This window comes from Natronocalculus amylovorans (genome assembly GCF_023638035.1).
GTDB lineage: Archaea > Halobacteriota > Halobacteria > Halobacteriales > Haloferacaceae > Natronocalculus > Natronocalculus amylovorans.
The window spans coordinates 36548-53087 of the sequence record NZ_JAKRVX010000006.1 but is presented as its reverse complement, the minus strand read 5'-3'; the positions used below and the strand labels follow the sequence as shown (position 1 = coordinate 53087).

Here is a 16540-nt window from a genome sequence, read left to right as displayed (position 1 = left end):
ACGCTAAAAAAAAATCGATTTTGTTCTATCGGATTATTCAGCTTCGAAATCGAGTGTATCAAGTGTCTCGATTCCACCGTCAAGGAACTGGAAGATTTCGTAGGCGACTGCGATCATATCTCCATTATCGTCGAAATCAACACTGCTGGATGCACCTTGGTAGTTGATCTCTTCGCCGTTCTCAACCATTTCAATGGCTTCTGGGAGATCCTCTGGCCCAACGACCTCTCCATCTGGGTTTGCGACATTTCGAATCTCATCGCGGATCGCAGTGCCATCGTTATCCCCTGCAGCAATGTTTGCGAGGATGAGCACCGCAGCAGCGTCGTACGCCTGTCCGTTGAATACACCAGGGCTCCGATCGTAGGCTTCTTCATACGATTCATTGAAGAAGTCGCTTCCAGGTCCATCTGAAAGCGGCGCTGTTCCGATGACGTTCTCCATATCGTTGCCAACCTCACCGGGGAGGTCCGAATCACGAAGTCCGTCCGGGACAATAATGTCGACCCCAGTGTCGTAGTCGGAGTAGTAGTCACGGAAGAGCTGAATACCACTTTGTGGGAACCCAACAACCATTAGCGTGTCAGGGTCTTCATCCAGTGCATCTCCTAGCTGTGGTGAGTATGACGGCTGCTCAGGCTCGAAAGACACTTGATTGAGAACGGTTCCTCCATCTTCTTCAAACGCGGAGACAAATTCTGCTTCGAGCGCTTGTCCATAGTCATCGTTAAGGAATAGTGTTGCAGCGGTCTCAGCTTCAAGCCGATCGCGTGCAACCTCTCCCATCACTTGTCCTTGGAGCGCGTCGCTCGGGCAGGTCCGGAAAATGTAGCCATCATCATCAAGGTCAGTTACACCAGGTGCTGTGCTTGATGGAGACATACCAACAACACCGTTTGGGATAAATACATTCTCTACAACTTGGAAGTTTACATTGGATGCTGCCGGGCCAACGACTGCTGGAACACCAGCATTTACCATCGAGTTTGCTTCACTCACACCAGCGGTCGGGTCGGTCTGTGTATCCCCTTCGACAATATTAATATCGTAGTCCACACCTGCATCCTCAAGTTGGTCTCTAACAAGAAGTGCACCGTCACGAATCGTCCCACCAAGTGATCCAAGATCACCGGTAATCGGCATCAGTACACCGAGCGAGACCTCACGGCCAGCGCCACCGTTGCCGTTGCCGTTTCCACTGTCGTCTCCGTTTCCGTCACCGTTGCCGTTGCCATTTCCGTTTCCGTTTCCAGTACAACCTGCGAGCCCTGCAGCACCGATCGCTGCGGCCCCAGTCACGAACGTACGTCTGTCAATATCACGTACCATAGCATACGGAATGTCAGTGGACTGTATAAACTTAGCCCTCAACACGATATTTTCAGAAAAATAAGAGGTAACAAAACCAAATATACACAGTAGAGCCACTCTTTCCCAGATGCTATCGGTGATATAGCACACAGTGGCAGTCTCTCAAAACGTTTGATTTTGGGGTCGCGGATAGTCTGATCTGTAACACCGGATATGTGTCTCTCAGACTTCAATACAGTCTGGACAGCGCATTTGTCCATTGACGCGACCAAGCGCTGCACTGAGAGACCCACAGACTTCACAAACACTATGATGTGCCCCAAACTCATCCTGTGCGTCAGTTGACTGCTCCCGTTCAGTTGGTTGGTGCTCAGACAAGAACTCGTCAGCATCTATCTCACCTGTTGCTAACAGCAGGTCCCGTTCTGTTACGACACCGATCGGCCCATTTCCATTGACAACCAATACTGACGAGGTATCGTCGGTAAAGAACCGTTCGCGGACGGCAGAAAGAGCAGCGTCGGCTGTTACAATAACTGGATTTTCACGCACAAGCGTTCCGACTGTACGAGTTACTGGATCACCCTCGAGCAACGCTTCAAGCATATCGTGGACTGTGAGTCGGCCGACGGGGTCATTTCCACGAAGAACGATTATGGAGTCCGATTCTTCTTCGGTAAGCAGTGATGCCGCATCAGCGAGCGTATCCGATTCACTGACACCAATAAATTCATGACGCATTATATCTCGTGCTGTGGTAGTAGTTTGCATGGGTGGAGATACACGGCAGGAGAGTAAAAGATGCATGCAGAATCATTATATTTGTGTGCGTCGTACACTCAGCACCTACATTTTTCTCTGCGTAAAATCCGTAGTTTCAAACACACTGCGGTTCCTACGGCGCGTAATGACTATTCCATCGTTTGTTATCGGCATTGCAGGGGGCACTGGTGCTGGAAAGACAACCGTGGCTCGTTTAATTACGGAAAATGTGGGTGATTCGGTCACACGCATTCCCGTTGACAACTATTACAAAGACCTCAGCCACCTTCCGATCGAAGAGCGTGAGACCGTGAACTACGATCATCCCTCCGCCTTTGAGTGGTCGCTTTTGCGAACCCAACTTGAGAACCTGCTTGAAGGGCGATCGATTGAGATGCCAGAGTATGATTTCACCGCTCATAACCGAAAATCCGATCGGACAATCGTTGAGCCAACGGACGTAATTGTTCTTGAAGGTATTTTTGCACTCTATGATGAAAAGGTCACAGAGATGCTTGATCTCCGGCTCTATGTTGAGACTGACGCAGATGTTCGGATTCTTCGGCGTATTCAGCGCGATGTTATTGACCGTGGTCGGAAATTGGAAGGTGTAATGCAACAATATCTTGATACTGTTAAACCGATGCACGAACAATTCATTGAACCAACAAAGAGCCACGCGGATCTGATCATTCCTGAAGGTGCAAATAGCGTGGCGGTGAACCTCCTTGAGGAGAAGATTCGAACAGAGGTCGAAGGGAACAGCAGTCGGAATTGGGAGCGTGATTCAATTGAGAACGAGCTCACAGGGACGTTAGAAATAGAAGACGATTAGCTGAGAGAATTATCCGCGAGTCCGAACAAACTCGTCTGCACCTTCGTAGAACCAGTATCCACCTCGGCGCATTGCCCGACCAAGCGCTTGATGAAGTTCAACAAAGTCTTCAAATTCCGCTTCAGGCACTTCTTCAAAGATTTCTCGCACGGAAACGACCGTCTCATAATCAATCCGGACAGGATCGTCCCCATACTCGGTGACAAACTCGTCTTTATTGAGTGGGAAATCTTCCTGCTCGTCGATTTTCTTTGCGATAATCGCGTGGCCGTAGTTCCGTCCACCCTCACTCCCTTTTTCTCCATCTGGGTCGTGTGGCCAATCCATGCTCACTTGTTACAAACGAGGTGGGATAGTCGTTACGTTCCAGTTTGGGACACGCCGAAGTGAACGGTAATGCCTTTAGCCGGTGCGAAATAACGAGAGGTCAATGGACGATCGGACACGAAACTATCTCCACGGTCGCTTTCGGGACTACTACCGACAAGCGACAATAACACCGCCACCGGCTGCAAATGAGCGTGAGTGGGGCCATATCCCATGGACTGCTGGAAATGGGACAACAATGATCCGACACCAGTCACAGCTTGATCTCGGCGATCTTTCTGATTTCTTCACGCGGACTGCACCACGGCATGCATATTTTTCGGCGGGGCGGTATCGCGATCCTGGTGCTAGTACGATGGGTAACAAAGGCTGGAACGAAGCCGATCTTGTGTTCGACCTTGATGCAGACCATCTTCCAGGTGTGGACCCAGACGAAACGACGTATAAAGAGATGCTTGCAGAGTGTAAAAATATCTTGCATCGACTACTTTCTTTTCTTGAAGATGATTTTGCATTCAACGATATGGAGATTGTCTTCTCCGGTGGACGAGGATACCACGTACACGTTCGGGATGAATCAGTCCGATCGCTCGGTAGTGATGGCCGAACAGAGATTGTCGACTATGTCCGCGGTGTTGCATTGGACACAGAGAGTTTGATCCAAACGGTCTCGAAAGCAGGGACGACCCAACGAATGCTGCGGAACCATGGCGGTTGGGGAAAACGCATTCACGCTGAACTGTTAACACTGACGACTGAGCTCCAATCGATGTCTGAAGCCGATGCGATCGAGCGGCTTGAATCCGTTGATGGGATTGGTGCAGGTCGAGCAAAAACAATCTACGGTGCCGTCGTCCGAAACCCGGATGCAATCGCCGCAGGCAATATGGAGGCCGGTGGGCCAGGTATCCGGATATTGGTGGATGCAATTGTTGAGCAGGTTATCACAGAACAGACTGCACCGATTGATGAGCCGGTCACGACGGACATCCACCGTCTTATTCGACTTCCAGGAACGCTTCATGGTGGCAGCGGATTAGAAGTCAAACGGATCGAACGAGAGGAACTTGAATCATTTGACCCCCTTCGTGATGCAGTCCCACGCAGATTTATTGGTCAAGAAATCGCAGTCAACTGCGAACAGCCACTGACTGTCGAACTTAATGGCGATACTACTAAGTTACCCGAGGGTGTGAGTATCGTACCGGAATACGTCGGTCTCTTCCTCATGTGTCGAGGCGACGCAACGAAAGCACGCGAATAACACCAGCTCTCTACAACGAATGAATCTTGACGAACTCCGATCTGTGCAGGACACCGAGCGCCGAAAAGATAGCCTCCAGCATCTTCGTGACGATTTTTATCAGGAGGTCGCAACCTATCTTTCGGATCTCAAATCAGCGCGCGATCGTCGCGCAGAGCAGGTTGAGAATCCGTTCTCCGATGAGGAGATTCGCCGGATGTCCGATGAGATTGAAACGGCAGAAGATATTTCCGAGTCACTGTACGAGCGACGAGTTGGAAAGGTAGTCAAACTCTCTAGTTTTGCTGCTGCAGAGATGCCTGTTGATAAGGAGGGTATGACTACCCAAGAGTACGAACTGTTTGTTTCACTTGTCGATCGGATTAAAGAGCACAAAGCCGAGATTTTAAGTGTACTTACGGGTCGATCGTCTCCGATGGAGACCAGTTTAGAAACCCAGACAGACACCGCCGAAGAGAAACCTGCGGATGAGACGTCAACGGATGGGATGTTGGCTGATGTGATGGGTACAGACGCAGAACCCACACCAAACCATTCTCCATCACCGACAGCAAACGAATCTACTGCCGGAGAAATTGATTCATCTCCAACATCCGATGTAGATGCAGAACAACAGCATACACCGGTTTCTCCAGCCTCTGCACCTGATGGCATTCCCCCGGAGGGGCCGGTTGGCGGTGCAAGTGCGAATGGGCAGGCAGCGGAGACGCCATCTCCGTCAACCACTGACTCGTCCGACTCGGAAGGTGCTGTTTCCGAGCAGCATACAACACGGTCAGACACTGTGTCTGGTGAGAAAAGTGACGCAAGTGGGACAAGCGCCAAGACAGAGACAGAGACCGATCGACAAACTGTTCGGATCAAGGCCGATGTTGGCTCTATCTTTGGTGTTGATGAGCGCGAGTACACACTGAAAGCAGAGGATATTGTCCAACTACCAGCAGCCAATGCAAAGCCATTAGTCGATCGGGACGCCGCTGAGCTACTCAAATAACAATCTTTGATGCTGTTTCTCGGAACTGTTTTGCAGCCACCGGCCGGAGTGGGGATATGCTTGCTAACGGAGCCGACGCCCCACTGTTTACACTTCCAAATCAGGATGGAGACGACGTCTCACTCGAAACCTATCGTGGCTCACACGTTGTACTCTACTTTTATCCACGCGCAGACACACCCGGCTGTACAACCGAAGCCTGTGGATTTCGCGATGCATGGGATCAGTTCACTGATGCGGGTATCTCCGTGCTTGCAGTCAGTGATGACCCGGTGTCCGACCTGCGCACGTTCGCTGATAAATACGATCTCCCATTTGAGCTCTTGTCTGATCCGGATGGAGACGTTTCAAAACTGTATGACTCATACGGTGAAAAGCAGATGTTTGGGAACACGTTTGATGGCGTCTTTCGGAACAGCTACGTTATCGGTCCTGATGGGACGATTACACATGTGTATGAAGGCGTCTCGCCCGAGGGACACGCCGAAGAGATTCTCTCTGATCTGTCGTCGTAACGTTGTTCGGACAGTCACCAATTAGCTACTGAATCGGCAATCTGTTTTCGTTTGAGCAGCACAAAACCAAAGAAGATTGTTAGAAACCCGAGAACAGTGGTTGCTGTAATTGACTCACCCAACAGAAGCCATCCAGCAATGGTCGCAATAATCGGTACAACGTACGATACAAGATTAATCTCAAATGGACCTAATTCGTTTAATAGTGTGAAATAAATGCTGTAGGCGATTGCGCTCGGAAAAATTCCTAAATATACAAGGGCAATAACTGCAAGCGGATCGTGCAATGGGTTCACGGCTGTTGCTTCAAATACGCCACTCACAAGATGCACACCGATCGCTGCGCCAAGCAATCCCCATGCGGTGATCGTTACGCTTGGAGTCGCTGTTTCGACACGACGCAACAGGACACTCCCGATCGAAATCGAGACGACTGCGATCGAAATCAATCCCACCCCGAATGTGACTCCTCCTGTGAGATTATTCGGATCAGGCTGTGCAACCAATCCCACACCGACGAGTCCGACAGCGATTCCAATAAGGCCGACTGTATCAATCCGGCCACGCTCGAGCAACAACGCAACTGACGCAGCCGTTGTAATCGGTACTAGGCTGTATACAATCGCTGCGATCCCACTCGTCGTGTACTGCTGGCCAACAAAGAGAAGCGCATTGTTTACACCAATAATAAAAAATGCACTGATAGCGACGGCAGTCCAATCACCTCGGGTCTGTGGAAGCGGTTGGGTACTCCGTAACAAAACATATCCTAACAGCACCACTGCAGCAATGTCAAATCGGAGTGCAACAAACCAAAGTGGGGGAAGCGTTTCAAGCCCAACCTCGATCGCAACGTAGGTTGTCCCCCAAAATACTGCTAACAACGCAAAAAGGCCAATAGATCGAAATGATGCCACATCGGTATACGCGCGCTCAACCGTGATATGTGGTCTGCTTTTGACTGTGTGACAGTGTAGCCACCACACCACGTTTCCGGTGAAATAAACTGAATATTCGTGTTGGATTCACGTGGGTGTGTTAGTAGCCACGTGTGATAAGATAGTCCGCGATCTCACAGAGAAGCGTCCGAGCATGGTTATCTGGGAGCACCTCCAGTTGTGCTTTGGAACGATCTGTGAGGTCCTCTGCCATCTCTCGAGCATATGCGATACTTCCGACTGCTTCAAGTTCTGCGACAGCCTCATCGATCGCGTCCTCAGTAACACTCTCTGGATCGGTTGTGTCAATGAGATTGGCAACATCAACACCCTGTTGTTTTGCATGGAGTGTGATGAGCGTCTCTTTATTCTCGACGAGATCTGAACCGCGCTGTTTACCGAGCTTCTCGCTTGGTACGGTAAGATCGAGAACGTCGTCTTGAATTTGGAACGCACGCCCCGAATCAATTCCGTACTGGTACAGTGCATCAACAACGTCACCATCTGCACCCATCAGAACTGCCGGAACAGCAGCGGCAGCGCCGTACAGTACGGCCGTTTTTAGCTCAACCATTTCCAGATACTCCTCTGGAAGGACGCTGTCTCGGCCTTCAAATGAAACATCGAGCGCTTGACCTTCACAGATCTCTGTACACGTTGTTGATAAGAGCCGCATTGATTCAAGTGCATCCTCCGGTGCAGCGCCGGTGTTAGTCATGATCTCAAACGCTTTTGAGTATAGTGTATCTCCTGCAAGAATTGCAGTAGACGTATCGTACTGCTTGTGAACGGATGGAACTCCTCGACGAAGATCATCATCATCCATAATGTCGTCGTGGATCAGGGTAAATGACTGGATAATCTCGATCGAGACTGCTGCTTTCATCATATCAATTGCCCCATCTGAAAGGGTTGGGAACGATCGATATGGGGTTGAAAGCGGTTCCACGTCTGCAAGTGATTCTGCAGCGAGTAACGTCACTGTTGGACGGAGCCGCTTCCCACCTGCTTCGAGAATGTATCTCGATGCTTCGTAGAGCCGCTCTGGTTTCTGTAGCGGTAGCTCTTTATCGATCGCGCTGTTGACGAGCTCACGGCGCTCACCAACTGCGTGCAAGACGCGCTCTTCCGTCGCGTTCTGTGTCATTACTCCACCAATTTGATCATGTTGCCGTTTCGTGTGACATGCACATCACGGCCCAGTTCGTAGCCCTGATTCTCACAGAGATCAACGTACGGTGCAAAGCCTTTGAGGTTCTGGTGCGCTGGAATCACGTGCTGTGGCTGTAGGGCATCCAACATTTCATAATGACCCTCTTCTCGGAGGTGCCCTGAAACGTGGATATCGTCGTAAATCCGTGCACCCTGCATCTTCAGAAGCCGCTCGGATTGGTACCGTTGTCCCTCGTTGGTTGGCTCTGGAATCACTCGTGCAGAAAAAATGACTTTGTCACCATCATCCAGTTCGAATGGCGTTTCACCGCGGCCCATTCGAGTCAACATTGCACGTGGCTCTCCTTGATGGCCGGTGACAATCGGGAGGAAGTTCTCTTTGCCTTCCTTCATAATTCGTTTGAACGTCCGATCAACGGATTTTCGATGACCGTACATCCCCAGATTCTCAGGGAATTCAACAAAGTTGAGTCGCTCTGCGGTGCCGGAGTATTTTTCCATTGATCGACCGAGCAACACCGGCTCACGACCGATCTCCTCTGCAAACTCGACGAGCGATTTCACACGTGCAATGTGGCTCGAGAATGTGGTTGCGACAATACCACCATCATAGTCCTCAATTGAGTACATAACATCTTTGAGATGACGACGTGCAACGGATTCAGATGGTGTGCGGCCCTTCCGGCCTGCGTTGGTACAGTCTTCAATGTATGCGAGGACGCCTTCGCCTTCGCGGCCAATCTCACGGAAGCGTTTCATGTCGATCGGATCACCAAGTACTGGTGAGTGGTCCATTCGCTTGTCGAGGCCATAGACAATCGCTCCCTCTGGTGTGTGAAGGACTGGGTTGATCGCGTCGATAATCGAGTGGGTGACGTTGACAAACTCAAGCTCGCACTTTTCGCCGATCGACATCGTCTCGCCGGCAGACATCTTCACCAGATCGTTCTCTACGGTGAACTTGTTTTCTCCTTGGAGCTGCTGTTTGACGAGTTCGATCGTAAACGGTGTTGCGACGATCGGTGCGTTGTATCGGTGTGCAAGCTTTGAGAGTGCGCCAATGTGGTCAAGGTGGCCATGTGTTGGGACGATCGCTTGCACGTCTCCTTCGAGGTCACTCATGACTCGATCGTCCGGGATGGCACCCATGTCGATCAGGTCCAAACTATGCATCTTTTCAGTCTCGACGTTGTCGTGGATGAGAACCTGCGAGAGGTTCAGACCCATATCGAAGATGACGACATCGTCGCCTGCGCGGACGGCCGTCATCTGACGACCGACCTCCTCATAACCGCCAATGGTTGCGATTTCAATTTCCATGGTTATCGTAGTGTGTTGTGGTTCCGAGCATCGAAATGCCACGTTGTGGCGATGTTGCTCACGTAAATCCGCGTGGGGGCCACGAGCCCCGGCCGGTCTGGTCCGTCGGTGTTCGACCCCGCTATGATTCGGCTGGTGCGATCGAAAATGCACCCGTTTCCGAAACACTTGCCCGCGGGTTTTCGGTATTGGTGGTTGTACGTCCTCTATTAAAAACTCGTGGGTTCGGTTATCGTCTTGTACCGAACGATTCGGTACGTTTATTACTCGCTCGGCGACCCGTTGAAACATGAGTGGACGACCGTTGGACGTACTCGAAGGCGCACTCGCACAGACTGTAACCGTCCGACTCAAAGACGGTGATACGGTCTACGGACAGCTTTCAGGCTATGACCAACACATGAACGTCGTACTTGATGCGGATGACTCCGTCATTGACGAGGCTGTTCTGGGTGACCCTACAGCAGAGCCGATCGAAGACACAACCATTATACGCGGCGATAACGTCGTTTCGATAACTGTATGACTGGAGCCGGAACACCGTCTCAAGGGAAGAAGAACAAGACGACACACGTCAAATGTCGACGCTGTGGCGAAAAATCATACCACGTCCGGAAAAAGGTCTGCTCGTCATGCGGCTTCGGAAAATCCGCAAAACGCCGCGACTACGAGTGGAAGACAAAGGCTGGCGAGTAATCGATACTCGTTTTTCCTTCTCTATACATTCACCAATCGCTGAGCGATTTCTTTCCCTCTTTTTTCGGTTCTATCTCCAACGCTGCACGTACTGACAACGAGACCGACAGCGCTGCATTTTCACGCTTGAATACACAAACATGCATATTTCAACAGCGAGAATGCATCGTTTGAACCAAACACGTGTCTTTTTACCCATTGACTCATTGTATACTGTATATGCCACAGGGCCGGGATTTCGGCGGCTATACTGATGGGCCGACAGAAAAATGCGGTGTCGTTGGGATCTCTTTGGACGATCGTAACGCTGCGCGACCACTGTACTACTCGTTGTACGCGCTGCAACACCGTGGACAAGAATCCGCGGGGATCGTTACTCACGATGGATTCCAACAACACAGCCACGTCGAAATGGGGCTTGTTGGCGATGCGTTCTCGGAGAACGACCTTGATTCGCTCAACGGAGCAACAGGGATTGGTCACGTTCGATATCCCACTGCTGGGAGCGTCAACTCCTGTTGCGCACAGCCATTCTCGGTCTCATTCAAATCGGGATCATTAGGGCTCTCACACAACGGAAATCTCGTCAATGCTGATGAGATCCGCGAAGAACTCGAAAACCTTGGTCATGCGTTCACCTCGGATGGGGATACAGAAGTTATTGCACACGACATTGCGCGAAATCTGCTGGACGAGGATCTGATCCGTGCCGTCAAACGAACGATGGAGCGGATCCATGGCTCATACTCGCTTGCGATTATGCATGATGACGTAGTGATTGGTGTTCGAGATCCACAAGGAAATCGACCGCTCTGCATCGGAGAACTTGAGGACGGCTACGTTCTTGCCTCCGAATCTGCCGTCATCGACACCCTCGATGGTGAGTTAATCCGCGACGTTCGGCCAGGTGAACTCGTCGTGCTTGAGCGCGGTGGCGCAGGATATGACTCATATCAGCTCGTTCAAGAAGAAAACACCGCCCACTGCTTTTTTGAACACGTCTATTTTGCTCGACCGGACTCAATTATTGATGAAAAACTTGTGTATGAGGTGCGAAGAGAGCTTGGCCGACAGCTCTGGGAAGAAAGTGGTGTTGAATCTGATGTTGTGATGCCCGTGCCTGACTCTGGACGTGCGTTTGCCTCTGGCTATGCTGATGCCGCAAACGAAACAACGGCTACCGGAGAGCCTCGTGAGGAAGATGATACCGGTGTTGAGTTTGCGGAAGGGCTGATGAAGAATCGGTACGTTGGACGGACGTTTATTATGCCGACACAGGATGAGCGCGAACGGGCTGTCAGGCTCAAGCTCAATCCGATCAAAAGCACGATCGAAGGGAAAACCGTGACCATCATCGACGACTCGATCGTCCGTGGAACAACATCAATGCAGCTTGTGAGCCTTCTCAAGGATGCCGGCGCAGAAGAAGTCCATATGCGAATTGGTGCACCACCGATCATTGCGCCGTGTTATATGGGTATTGATATGGCAACCAGAGATGAACTTATTGCAGCGAATAAAAGCGTTGCCGAAATTTGTGAGACAATCGAAGCAGACTCACTCGCGTATCTCTCAATTGATGCCGTTGCGTCCGCACTCGAACGCAGTCGTGCCGATCTTTGTCTTGGTTGTGTGACTGGTGAGTATCCGTACGATATTGATGGTGAGACAACTGATCGGGATGTCTCTCGACCAGACATCGGAACACAAGAGCCAGTCACCGCAGACGACTAATCGGTGGGTGTAACATTCTCAGCGGGTGAGATCCGGAGTTGTACTTATTGTCTACGCCAGCGTATGTTTTGGTTATGAGCGATGCAACAGCTCCACGTATCGATCGGCGTGACTGTTTACGCCTTGGTGTTGGACTGACTGCCGCGGCTGCACTCTCGACCCCGGTCACCGCACAAGAAGACCCGTATGATGGTTGGTTTGATGACGTTGATAATTATGAGGGTACGTCGGACTTCCGTGGTGAGGAGACGGTAACAGTCACTGTTGGGGCCGGTGATGACGGATTACTGTACGATCCTCCAGCGATCGCGATCGACGAGGGAGCAACAGTTGTGTGGGAGTGGACCGGTGAAGGAGGCGGTCATAACGTCGCCGAGAGCGATGGCGAATTTGAAAGCGAAATTGTCGATGATGATGGGCATACATTTGAGCACACCTTTGAAGGAGCGGGAATCTTCACATACGTCTGTACGCCGCATGAAGCGCTTGGAATGAAGGGTGCCGTTGCGGTTGGTGATGCGATCGATGAGGAGGCACTCATCGATGCAGACACGGACGAAGATACGGCTGAAGATGGTGATGGCGACGAGGAAGCCGAACCGGCAGCCGGATTTCTTGATGATTTCCCTATCCCACCTGCGTATCTAATTGGCGGTGCAGGGATTGTTGCACTGTTGTCACCAGCGCTGTTTGCAGTGCTGTTAAAATTTGTCTACAATCCTGGAGACGTAGATGGTGACAGTGACGGCAAAGTATACGGTCAGTAAAGCACGTATAAGAACAGATACACGACGATTCCGAGGCTGAACGAGATTAACCACAGAACAGCCGCAATTTTTCCGACTGTCTTGTGCCGTGTATCATAGATCTCCGCCACAGGGCGTGTCCCTGCGAGCAATAGCGCGTAGAAGACGAATGGAACACAGATTACGGCCAACAGTATGTGGATCGCAAGCGTTGGGAGATAGATGTAGAGGTAGACTGTATCCGGCCCCGGGAACTCGCCGGGTCCCAAAAGTGCAACACGATAGAGGTAGAACACGAGAAATCCAGCAAACAGGGCGAACGATGCAAGCATGAATTTTTTGTGTGTTCCAACACGGTTCTGTCTGATTGCGCGCCATCCTGCAAGAATTGTGCCGATCGCCGCAAGGCTCAGCACAACATTAAGATGCGGAATGAGTGCCAGCAATGGGTCGAACCGGGGGATAACTGACTGTGGGATTGCTTGAAGGACAGCCCCAAAGACAAGTGCAAGCGAGATGATGCTCAAGAGTGCAGTAAGTGCAGGGACATTATTTTTGAGCGTGGAACGTTCCATGGCAGCTATTGGGATGCTCGATCGAAAATGGTTCTGACTTGTGTGAACCGTCAGTTGATAGATTCGATCGCCGTGGCGATGTCACACAGAGTCACAGCGCCAGCAAAAGGAAGGGCTTTTATCTTCCCCACGGATACGAGAAAACGCAGAAAACACGCAACGAGCGTGGGTAGCCAAGCCAGGCCAACGGCGCAGCGTTGAGGGCGCTGTCCTGTAGAGGTCCGCCGGTTCAAATCCGGTCCCACGCATCGTTTAGGTGGTACACCCACCCGATGCAGGTGTTGCTCTCAGGCAGCACCCACGCACATTTTCCAAAAACTACAATCTTGACCAACAGGTCACGTGGACCGATCTCGTACCGCAAGTAGGATACACCCACATGGATCACTGACAGCCACGGGTTTAACATCACGCGGTGAGTACAGCATCGGTATGGCGAAATACTCAACAGGTCGATCTGGTGGTGGTGGGGATGGTGGTTCCTGTGAGCTATGCGGAAGCGAAAGCGCAAAGCTCCGCCGGGCAAACGTCGCAGGAGCGGAGCTGTTAGTCTGTAAATCGTGTGCCCCACACGGAGAAAACCAAAATAAAAACAAAAACCGACACCGAAAGAATGCCAACCGACAGCAGGACCAAGGCAACGATCGCCCTGACTCCGAACGGAGTCGAAAAAAGCGAGCCGCCCAACGCGCTGCAAAAATGTATGACGCAGGGAAAGGCGACTCGACACATTGGGAAAAGGAGGGGACAAACTACGAGCGCGATCGGCTCCCGTATCTCATCTCCGGCTATGGCGAGGTTGTCGAGACCGCGCGACAAGATGCAGGCTACACGCTTGAAGGGCTCGCAGAGACGCTTGATGTTTCTGAGAAAGACCTTCTCGCGGTTGAACAGGGTCGGGCAACACGCGCAGGTGTCGGTGGATCTGTCATTCGAGCAATCGAAGAGGAACTTGAGATCGCACTCGTAGACGAGTGACCCAAACCCAGGGTAGCTATTGATCGGCGTTGGCTGCTGTATCTTTTTGTGCGTTGTTGCGTGAGTACATAGCATACAATGACAGGGCAACGTGCTGCGGCAGATCCGACCGTGCGTTCATTCGATGCTGAAATACGTTCGATCGATCGGACAGATGTTGTGTTAGATCACTCATATTTTTATGCCGAAAGTGGCGGGCAGCCGGCCGATCGGGGGACGATCGCAGGCATCTCCGTCGAAGCAGTTCAAGAAGGGGAAGAAGGACATGTGCATACGCTCTCTGCGCCGATCGACGCAGCTATTGGAGAGACGGTTCCGTGTGTGATCGATGCACCATTCCGGACATACTGTATGCGAGCACATACGGCTAGCCATGCACTCTATGGAGCCGGAAGACGATTGTTGGATGATCTGGGGTACGGCGGGTTTGATATTGACGCTGAAAAAGTACGGGTTGATTTTGTTACACCAACTAAGATCGACGACTCAGTGCTGGTTGAACTCGAACGGCTTGTGAATCGTGTTGTTTGGGACTCGCTGTCGGTATCGTGGGAGGAAGTTCCCGTTGAAACTGCTCGAGAGATGGAGGAGATTGCATTCAATACAAAAACTGAAGATGGCGCAATGGCCAACGGAGACACCGTTCGCGTCGTCACGATTCACGGAACTGGTGACGGCGATGATCCGTGGGATGTTGCGGCGTGTGGTGGGACACACGTGGCGAATACGAACGAGATTGGACCGATCTCAGTTCTCTCTCGATCGAATCCTGGTGAAGGAATGACTCGCGTGGAGTTTGCTGTTGGTCCAGTTGGGATCGAACAGCGGAAAACGGTGCATCAGGCTGCGATCGACGCGGCTCATGCTGCCGAAACGGGCATTACGGAGTTACCGAACGCAGTCGATCGACTCACCACCACGCAGAATGAGCTACGTGCCGAAGTTACAGCACTCAAATCAAGGCTCCTCAAACAACACATACGCGGATTCGATCCAGTTGGCAATGGGTGGGCGGTCGGGACCGTAGGTGGGTTTGACGCGACCGACGCCGGCACTGTTGCCAAAGATGTTGTTGGAGATGAGGTGCCTGTTGTTGCTGTTGTTGGGAGTGCCAGTGCCCCGTTTGTGGTTATCGCATCCACCGGGTCTCCGGGTGCGGGCGAACTGGTAAACGATGTTACATCGGAGTTTGGTGGCGGCGGTGGCGGAAGCGAGACGTTCGCACAGGGTGGCGGATTGAGCGGCGATCTTGATGCGGTTGTGTCGTTCCTCACCGAGTGTGCAGCATCGCACGCCCACGAATAGCACACCTGCAAATAGCTAACTTCGGTACGTTCAACCGATTGCCGTTACAGTTTGTAGACAATGATCGGAAAGCTTGACCCAGACGTGCTCGCACGGGTGCTCGCACGGACTGGTGCACCGAACGACGCGGTGCAAACCGGGGCAACGTATGGGGAGGATGCTGCAGCGATCGATCTTGGCGATGCGATCTTGGTCGTTAGTAGCGACCCAATTTCGCTTGCATCCGAATCCGCAGGAACGCTTGCCGTCCCCATTGCGGCAAACGATGTCGCCGCGTCGGGTGCTGATCCGGAGTTTTTAACAAATGTTCTTTTTTTGCCAAGCGATGACCCAGCGCTGCTTAAAACGCTTACAACACAACTAGATGAGGCGGCAACAGCGATCGGTGCAACGATCGTTGGCGGACATACTGAGTATCTCCCCGAACTGTCCCGCCCGACGCTTTCGATCACCTGTTTTGGTCGGACCGATCGGTTCATTCCAACGGGCGGCGCAGCTCCGGGAGACACGATTATACTGACAAAAGGGGCGGCAATTGAAGGGACGGCGATCTTAGCAAGCGATTTCGAATCGACGCTTTTGGATCGAGGCGTTGAGCCCGAAATTATCGAGCGTGCACAAACATTTGTTGATGAGATTAGCGTGTTGCCCGAATCGAGGCTGCTGCGATCGGTTGCAACCGCAATGCATGACCCAACAGAAGGAGGCGTCCGCGCGGGACTCTGTGAGATGGCAGCCGCATCAGCGGTTGATCTACATATCTCACGTGAACAGATTCGGATCCGAGACGAAACCAAACAAATCTGTGACGCAATGGCCGTGGACCCGTTGTCGATCTTCGGCTCCGGTGCACTCCTTGCTGCGGTTCCATCCGAGAGCGCTGACGCTGCGCTGACATCGCTGCAAACAAATGGAATTGACGCAACGAGTATTGGAACGGCTCGATCGCCCACAGACGATGAGACCGGTGCAGTCGTTCTAGATAGAACACGGATTACCGACCCTGGAAAAGACGAATTGTATCCGCTCTGGGAGTAGTCGGAGAAACAATCACTTTTTTTCATATA

18 protein-coding genes and 1 tRNA gene are annotated in these 16540 nt (G+C 51.7%); 12 read left to right on the top strand and 7 right to left on the bottom strand.

The annotated features are described in order from the left end of the window. Positions 1-33: 33 nt before the first annotated feature. Both AArcSt2_RS13015 and AArcSt2_RS13010 read right to left on the bottom strand, forming a co-directional pair. Positions 34-1329 carry an ABC transporter substrate-binding protein gene (locus tag AArcSt2_RS13015; protein WP_250585244.1) on the bottom strand — a complete coding sequence of 432 codons (1296 nt, stop codon included), beginning with the start codon at positions 1327-1329 and terminating at the stop codon, positions 34-36. A gap of 204 nt (positions 1330-1533) precedes the next feature. After that, positions 1534-2082 (bottom strand): CBS domain-containing protein, encoded by a 549-nt coding sequence (locus AArcSt2_RS13010; protein WP_250585241.1) that lies wholly within the window; start codon positions 2080-2082, stop codon positions 1534-1536. Between the two features lie 136 nt (positions 2083-2218). On the opposite strand from AArcSt2_RS13010, the gene udk reads away from it, so the two are divergent. Next, positions 2219-2908: a uridine kinase gene (udk, locus tag AArcSt2_RS13005; RefSeq protein ID WP_174654109.1), complete on the top strand. Its 690-nt coding sequence runs from the start codon at positions 2219-2221 to the stop codon at positions 2906-2908. A gap of 9 nt (positions 2909-2917) precedes the next feature. Here the strand turns inward: udk and AArcSt2_RS13000 are convergent, their stop codons facing one another. Then, complete coding sequence (locus AArcSt2_RS13000; RefSeq protein WP_174654110.1) at positions 2918-3235, bottom strand: DUF5785 family protein; 318 nt, start codon at positions 3233-3235, stop codon at positions 2918-2920. Positions 3236-3338: 103 nt separating this feature from the next. Between AArcSt2_RS13000 and priS the strand changes: the two genes are divergently transcribed. Genes priS through bcp form a run of 3 tightly spaced genes read left to right on the top strand, consistent with a single transcriptional unit; the run spans position 3339 to position 6008 of the window. Continuing rightward, the gene (priS, locus tag AArcSt2_RS12995; RefSeq protein ID WP_174654111.1) at positions 3339-4499 is read left to right on the top strand and encodes a DNA primase small subunit PriS; all 1161 of its coding nucleotides are present in this window, start codon (positions 3339-3341) and stop codon (positions 4497-4499) included. Between the two features lie 19 nt (positions 4500-4518). Continuing rightward, entirely contained in the window at positions 4519-5493 is a 975-nt protein-coding gene (locus tag AArcSt2_RS12990) for a DNA replication complex subunit Gins51 (RefSeq protein WP_250585239.1), read from the top strand. A gap of 56 nt (positions 5494-5549) precedes the next feature. After that, a complete protein-coding gene (bcp, locus tag AArcSt2_RS12985; RefSeq protein WP_250585237.1) occupies positions 5550-6008 on the top strand; it encodes a thioredoxin-dependent thiol peroxidase in 459 nt (152 codons plus the stop codon). Positions 6009-6022: 14 nt separating this feature from the next. On the opposite strand, the gene AArcSt2_RS12980 is transcribed toward bcp, so the two are convergent. The 3 genes from AArcSt2_RS12980 to AArcSt2_RS12970 all read right to left on the bottom strand — a co-directional run bounded on the left by AArcSt2_RS12980 (position 6023) and on the right by AArcSt2_RS12970 (position 9439). Then, positions 6023-6925: a DMT family transporter gene (locus AArcSt2_RS12980; protein ID WP_250585235.1), complete on the bottom strand. Its 903-nt coding sequence runs from the start codon at positions 6923-6925 to the stop codon at positions 6023-6025. 121 nt (positions 6926-7046) lie between these two features. Continuing rightward, on the bottom strand, positions 7047-8093 hold the full coding sequence (gene idsA3 / locus AArcSt2_RS12975; RefSeq protein WP_174654115.1) for a geranylfarnesyl diphosphate synthase: 1047 nt from the start codon (positions 8091-8093) through the stop codon (positions 7047-7049). After that, a complete protein-coding gene (locus tag AArcSt2_RS12970; RefSeq protein WP_174654116.1) occupies positions 8093-9439 on the bottom strand; it encodes a ribonuclease J in 1347 nt (448 codons plus the stop codon). Before AArcSt2_RS12970 ends, idsA3 begins: the two co-directional genes overlap by 1 nt. Positions 9440-9728: 289 nt before the next feature. Here AArcSt2_RS12970 and AArcSt2_RS12965 point away from each other — a divergent pair, with 289 nt between their 5' ends. The 4 genes from AArcSt2_RS12965 to AArcSt2_RS12950 all read left to right on the top strand — a co-directional run bounded on the left by AArcSt2_RS12965 (position 9729) and on the right by AArcSt2_RS12950 (position 12636). Then, a complete protein-coding gene (locus AArcSt2_RS12965) occupies positions 9729-9965 on the top strand; it encodes an LSM domain-containing protein (RefSeq protein WP_174654117.1) in 237 nt (78 codons plus the stop codon). After that, positions 9962-10135, top strand: a complete 174-nt coding sequence (locus AArcSt2_RS12960) for a 50S ribosomal protein L37e (protein ID WP_174654118.1) — start codon at positions 9962-9964, stop codon at positions 10133-10135. Before AArcSt2_RS12965 ends, AArcSt2_RS12960 begins: the two co-directional genes overlap by 4 nt. 219 nt (positions 10136-10354) lie before the next feature. Then, the gene (gene purF / locus AArcSt2_RS12955; protein ID WP_250585234.1) at positions 10355-11869 is read left to right on the top strand and encodes an amidophosphoribosyltransferase; all 1515 of its coding nucleotides are present in this window, start codon (positions 10355-10357) and stop codon (positions 11867-11869) included. Positions 11870-11943: 74 nt separating this feature from the next. Next, entirely contained in the window at positions 11944-12636 is a 693-nt protein-coding gene (locus AArcSt2_RS12950) for a halocyanin domain-containing protein (protein WP_250585232.1), read from the top strand. Here the strand turns inward: AArcSt2_RS12950 and AArcSt2_RS12945 are convergent. After that, positions 12630-13190, bottom strand: coding sequence for a DUF420 domain-containing protein (locus AArcSt2_RS12945; protein ID WP_250585230.1), 561 nt, complete (start codon positions 13188-13190; stop codon positions 12630-12632). The genes AArcSt2_RS12950 and AArcSt2_RS12945 overlap by 7 nt on opposite strands. A gap of 163 nt (positions 13191-13353) precedes the next feature. Here AArcSt2_RS12945 and AArcSt2_RS12940 point away from each other — a divergent pair. The 4 genes from AArcSt2_RS12940 to AArcSt2_RS12925 all read left to right on the top strand — a co-directional run bounded on the left by AArcSt2_RS12940 (position 13354) and on the right by AArcSt2_RS12925 (position 16511). Beyond that, positions 13354-13438 (top strand) — tRNA-Leu (locus tag AArcSt2_RS12940). A gap of 184 nt (positions 13439-13622) precedes the next feature. After that, positions 13623-14168: a helix-turn-helix domain-containing protein gene (locus tag AArcSt2_RS12935; RefSeq protein ID WP_250585228.1), complete on the top strand. Its 546-nt coding sequence runs from the start codon at positions 13623-13625 to the stop codon at positions 14166-14168. A gap of 78 nt (positions 14169-14246) precedes the next feature. Continuing rightward, complete coding sequence (locus AArcSt2_RS12930; RefSeq protein WP_250585226.1) at positions 14247-15473, top strand: alanine--tRNA ligase-related protein; 1227 nt, start codon at positions 14247-14249, stop codon at positions 15471-15473. A 60-nt stretch (positions 15474-15533) separates the two neighbouring features. Continuing rightward, entirely contained in the window at positions 15534-16511 is a 978-nt protein-coding gene (locus AArcSt2_RS12925) for an AIR synthase family protein (protein WP_250585224.1), read from the top strand. The last annotated feature ends 29 nt before the right edge of the window (positions 16512-16540 follow it).

Coding starts and splice junctions, on each gene's coding strand:
- AArcSt2_RS13015 (WP_250585244.1), bottom strand. CDS start 1,329: ATGGTACGTGATATTGACAGACGTACGTTCGTGACTGGGGCCGCAGCG.
- idsA3 (WP_174654115.1), bottom strand. CDS start 8,093: ATGACACAGAACGCGACGGAAGAGCGCGTCTTGCACGCAGTTGGTGAG.
- AArcSt2_RS12960 (WP_174654118.1), top strand. CDS start 9,962: ATGACTGGAGCCGGAACACCGTCTCAAGGGAAGAAGAACAAGACGACA.
- AArcSt2_RS12965 (WP_174654117.1), top strand. CDS start 9,729: ATGAGTGGACGACCGTTGGACGTACTCGAAGGCGCACTCGCACAGACT.
- AArcSt2_RS12935 (WP_250585228.1), top strand. CDS start 13,623: ATGGCGAAATACTCAACAGGTCGATCTGGTGGTGGTGGGGATGGTGGT.
- udk (WP_174654109.1), top strand. CDS start 2,219: ATGACTATTCCATCGTTTGTTATCGGCATTGCAGGGGGCACTGGTGCT.
- bcp (WP_250585237.1), top strand. CDS start 5,550: ATGCTTGCTAACGGAGCCGACGCCCCACTGTTTACACTTCCAAATCAG.
- AArcSt2_RS12990 (WP_250585239.1), top strand. CDS start 4,519: ATGAATCTTGACGAACTCCGATCTGTGCAGGACACCGAGCGCCGAAAA.
- AArcSt2_RS12945 (WP_250585230.1), bottom strand. CDS start 13,190: ATGGAACGTTCCACGCTCAAAAATAATGTCCCTGCACTTACTGCACTC.
- AArcSt2_RS13010 (WP_250585241.1), bottom strand. CDS start 2,082: ATGCAAACTACTACCACAGCACGAGATATAATGCGTCATGAATTTATT.
- priS (WP_174654111.1), top strand. CDS start 3,339: ATGGACGATCGGACACGAAACTATCTCCACGGTCGCTTTCGGGACTAC.
- purF (WP_250585234.1), top strand. CDS start 10,355: ATGCCACAGGGCCGGGATTTCGGCGGCTATACTGATGGGCCGACAGAA.
- AArcSt2_RS12925 (WP_250585224.1), top strand. CDS start 15,534: ATGATCGGAAAGCTTGACCCAGACGTGCTCGCACGGGTGCTCGCACGG.
- AArcSt2_RS12970 (WP_174654116.1), bottom strand. CDS start 9,439: ATGGAAATTGAAATCGCAACCATTGGCGGTTATGAGGAGGTCGGTCGT.
- AArcSt2_RS12950 (WP_250585232.1), top strand. CDS start 11,944: ATGAGCGATGCAACAGCTCCACGTATCGATCGGCGTGACTGTTTACGC.
- AArcSt2_RS12930 (WP_250585226.1), top strand. CDS start 14,247: ATGACAGGGCAACGTGCTGCGGCAGATCCGACCGTGCGTTCATTCGAT.
- AArcSt2_RS13000 (WP_174654110.1), bottom strand. CDS start 3,235: ATGGATTGGCCACACGACCCAGATGGAGAAAAAGGGAGTGAGGGTGGA.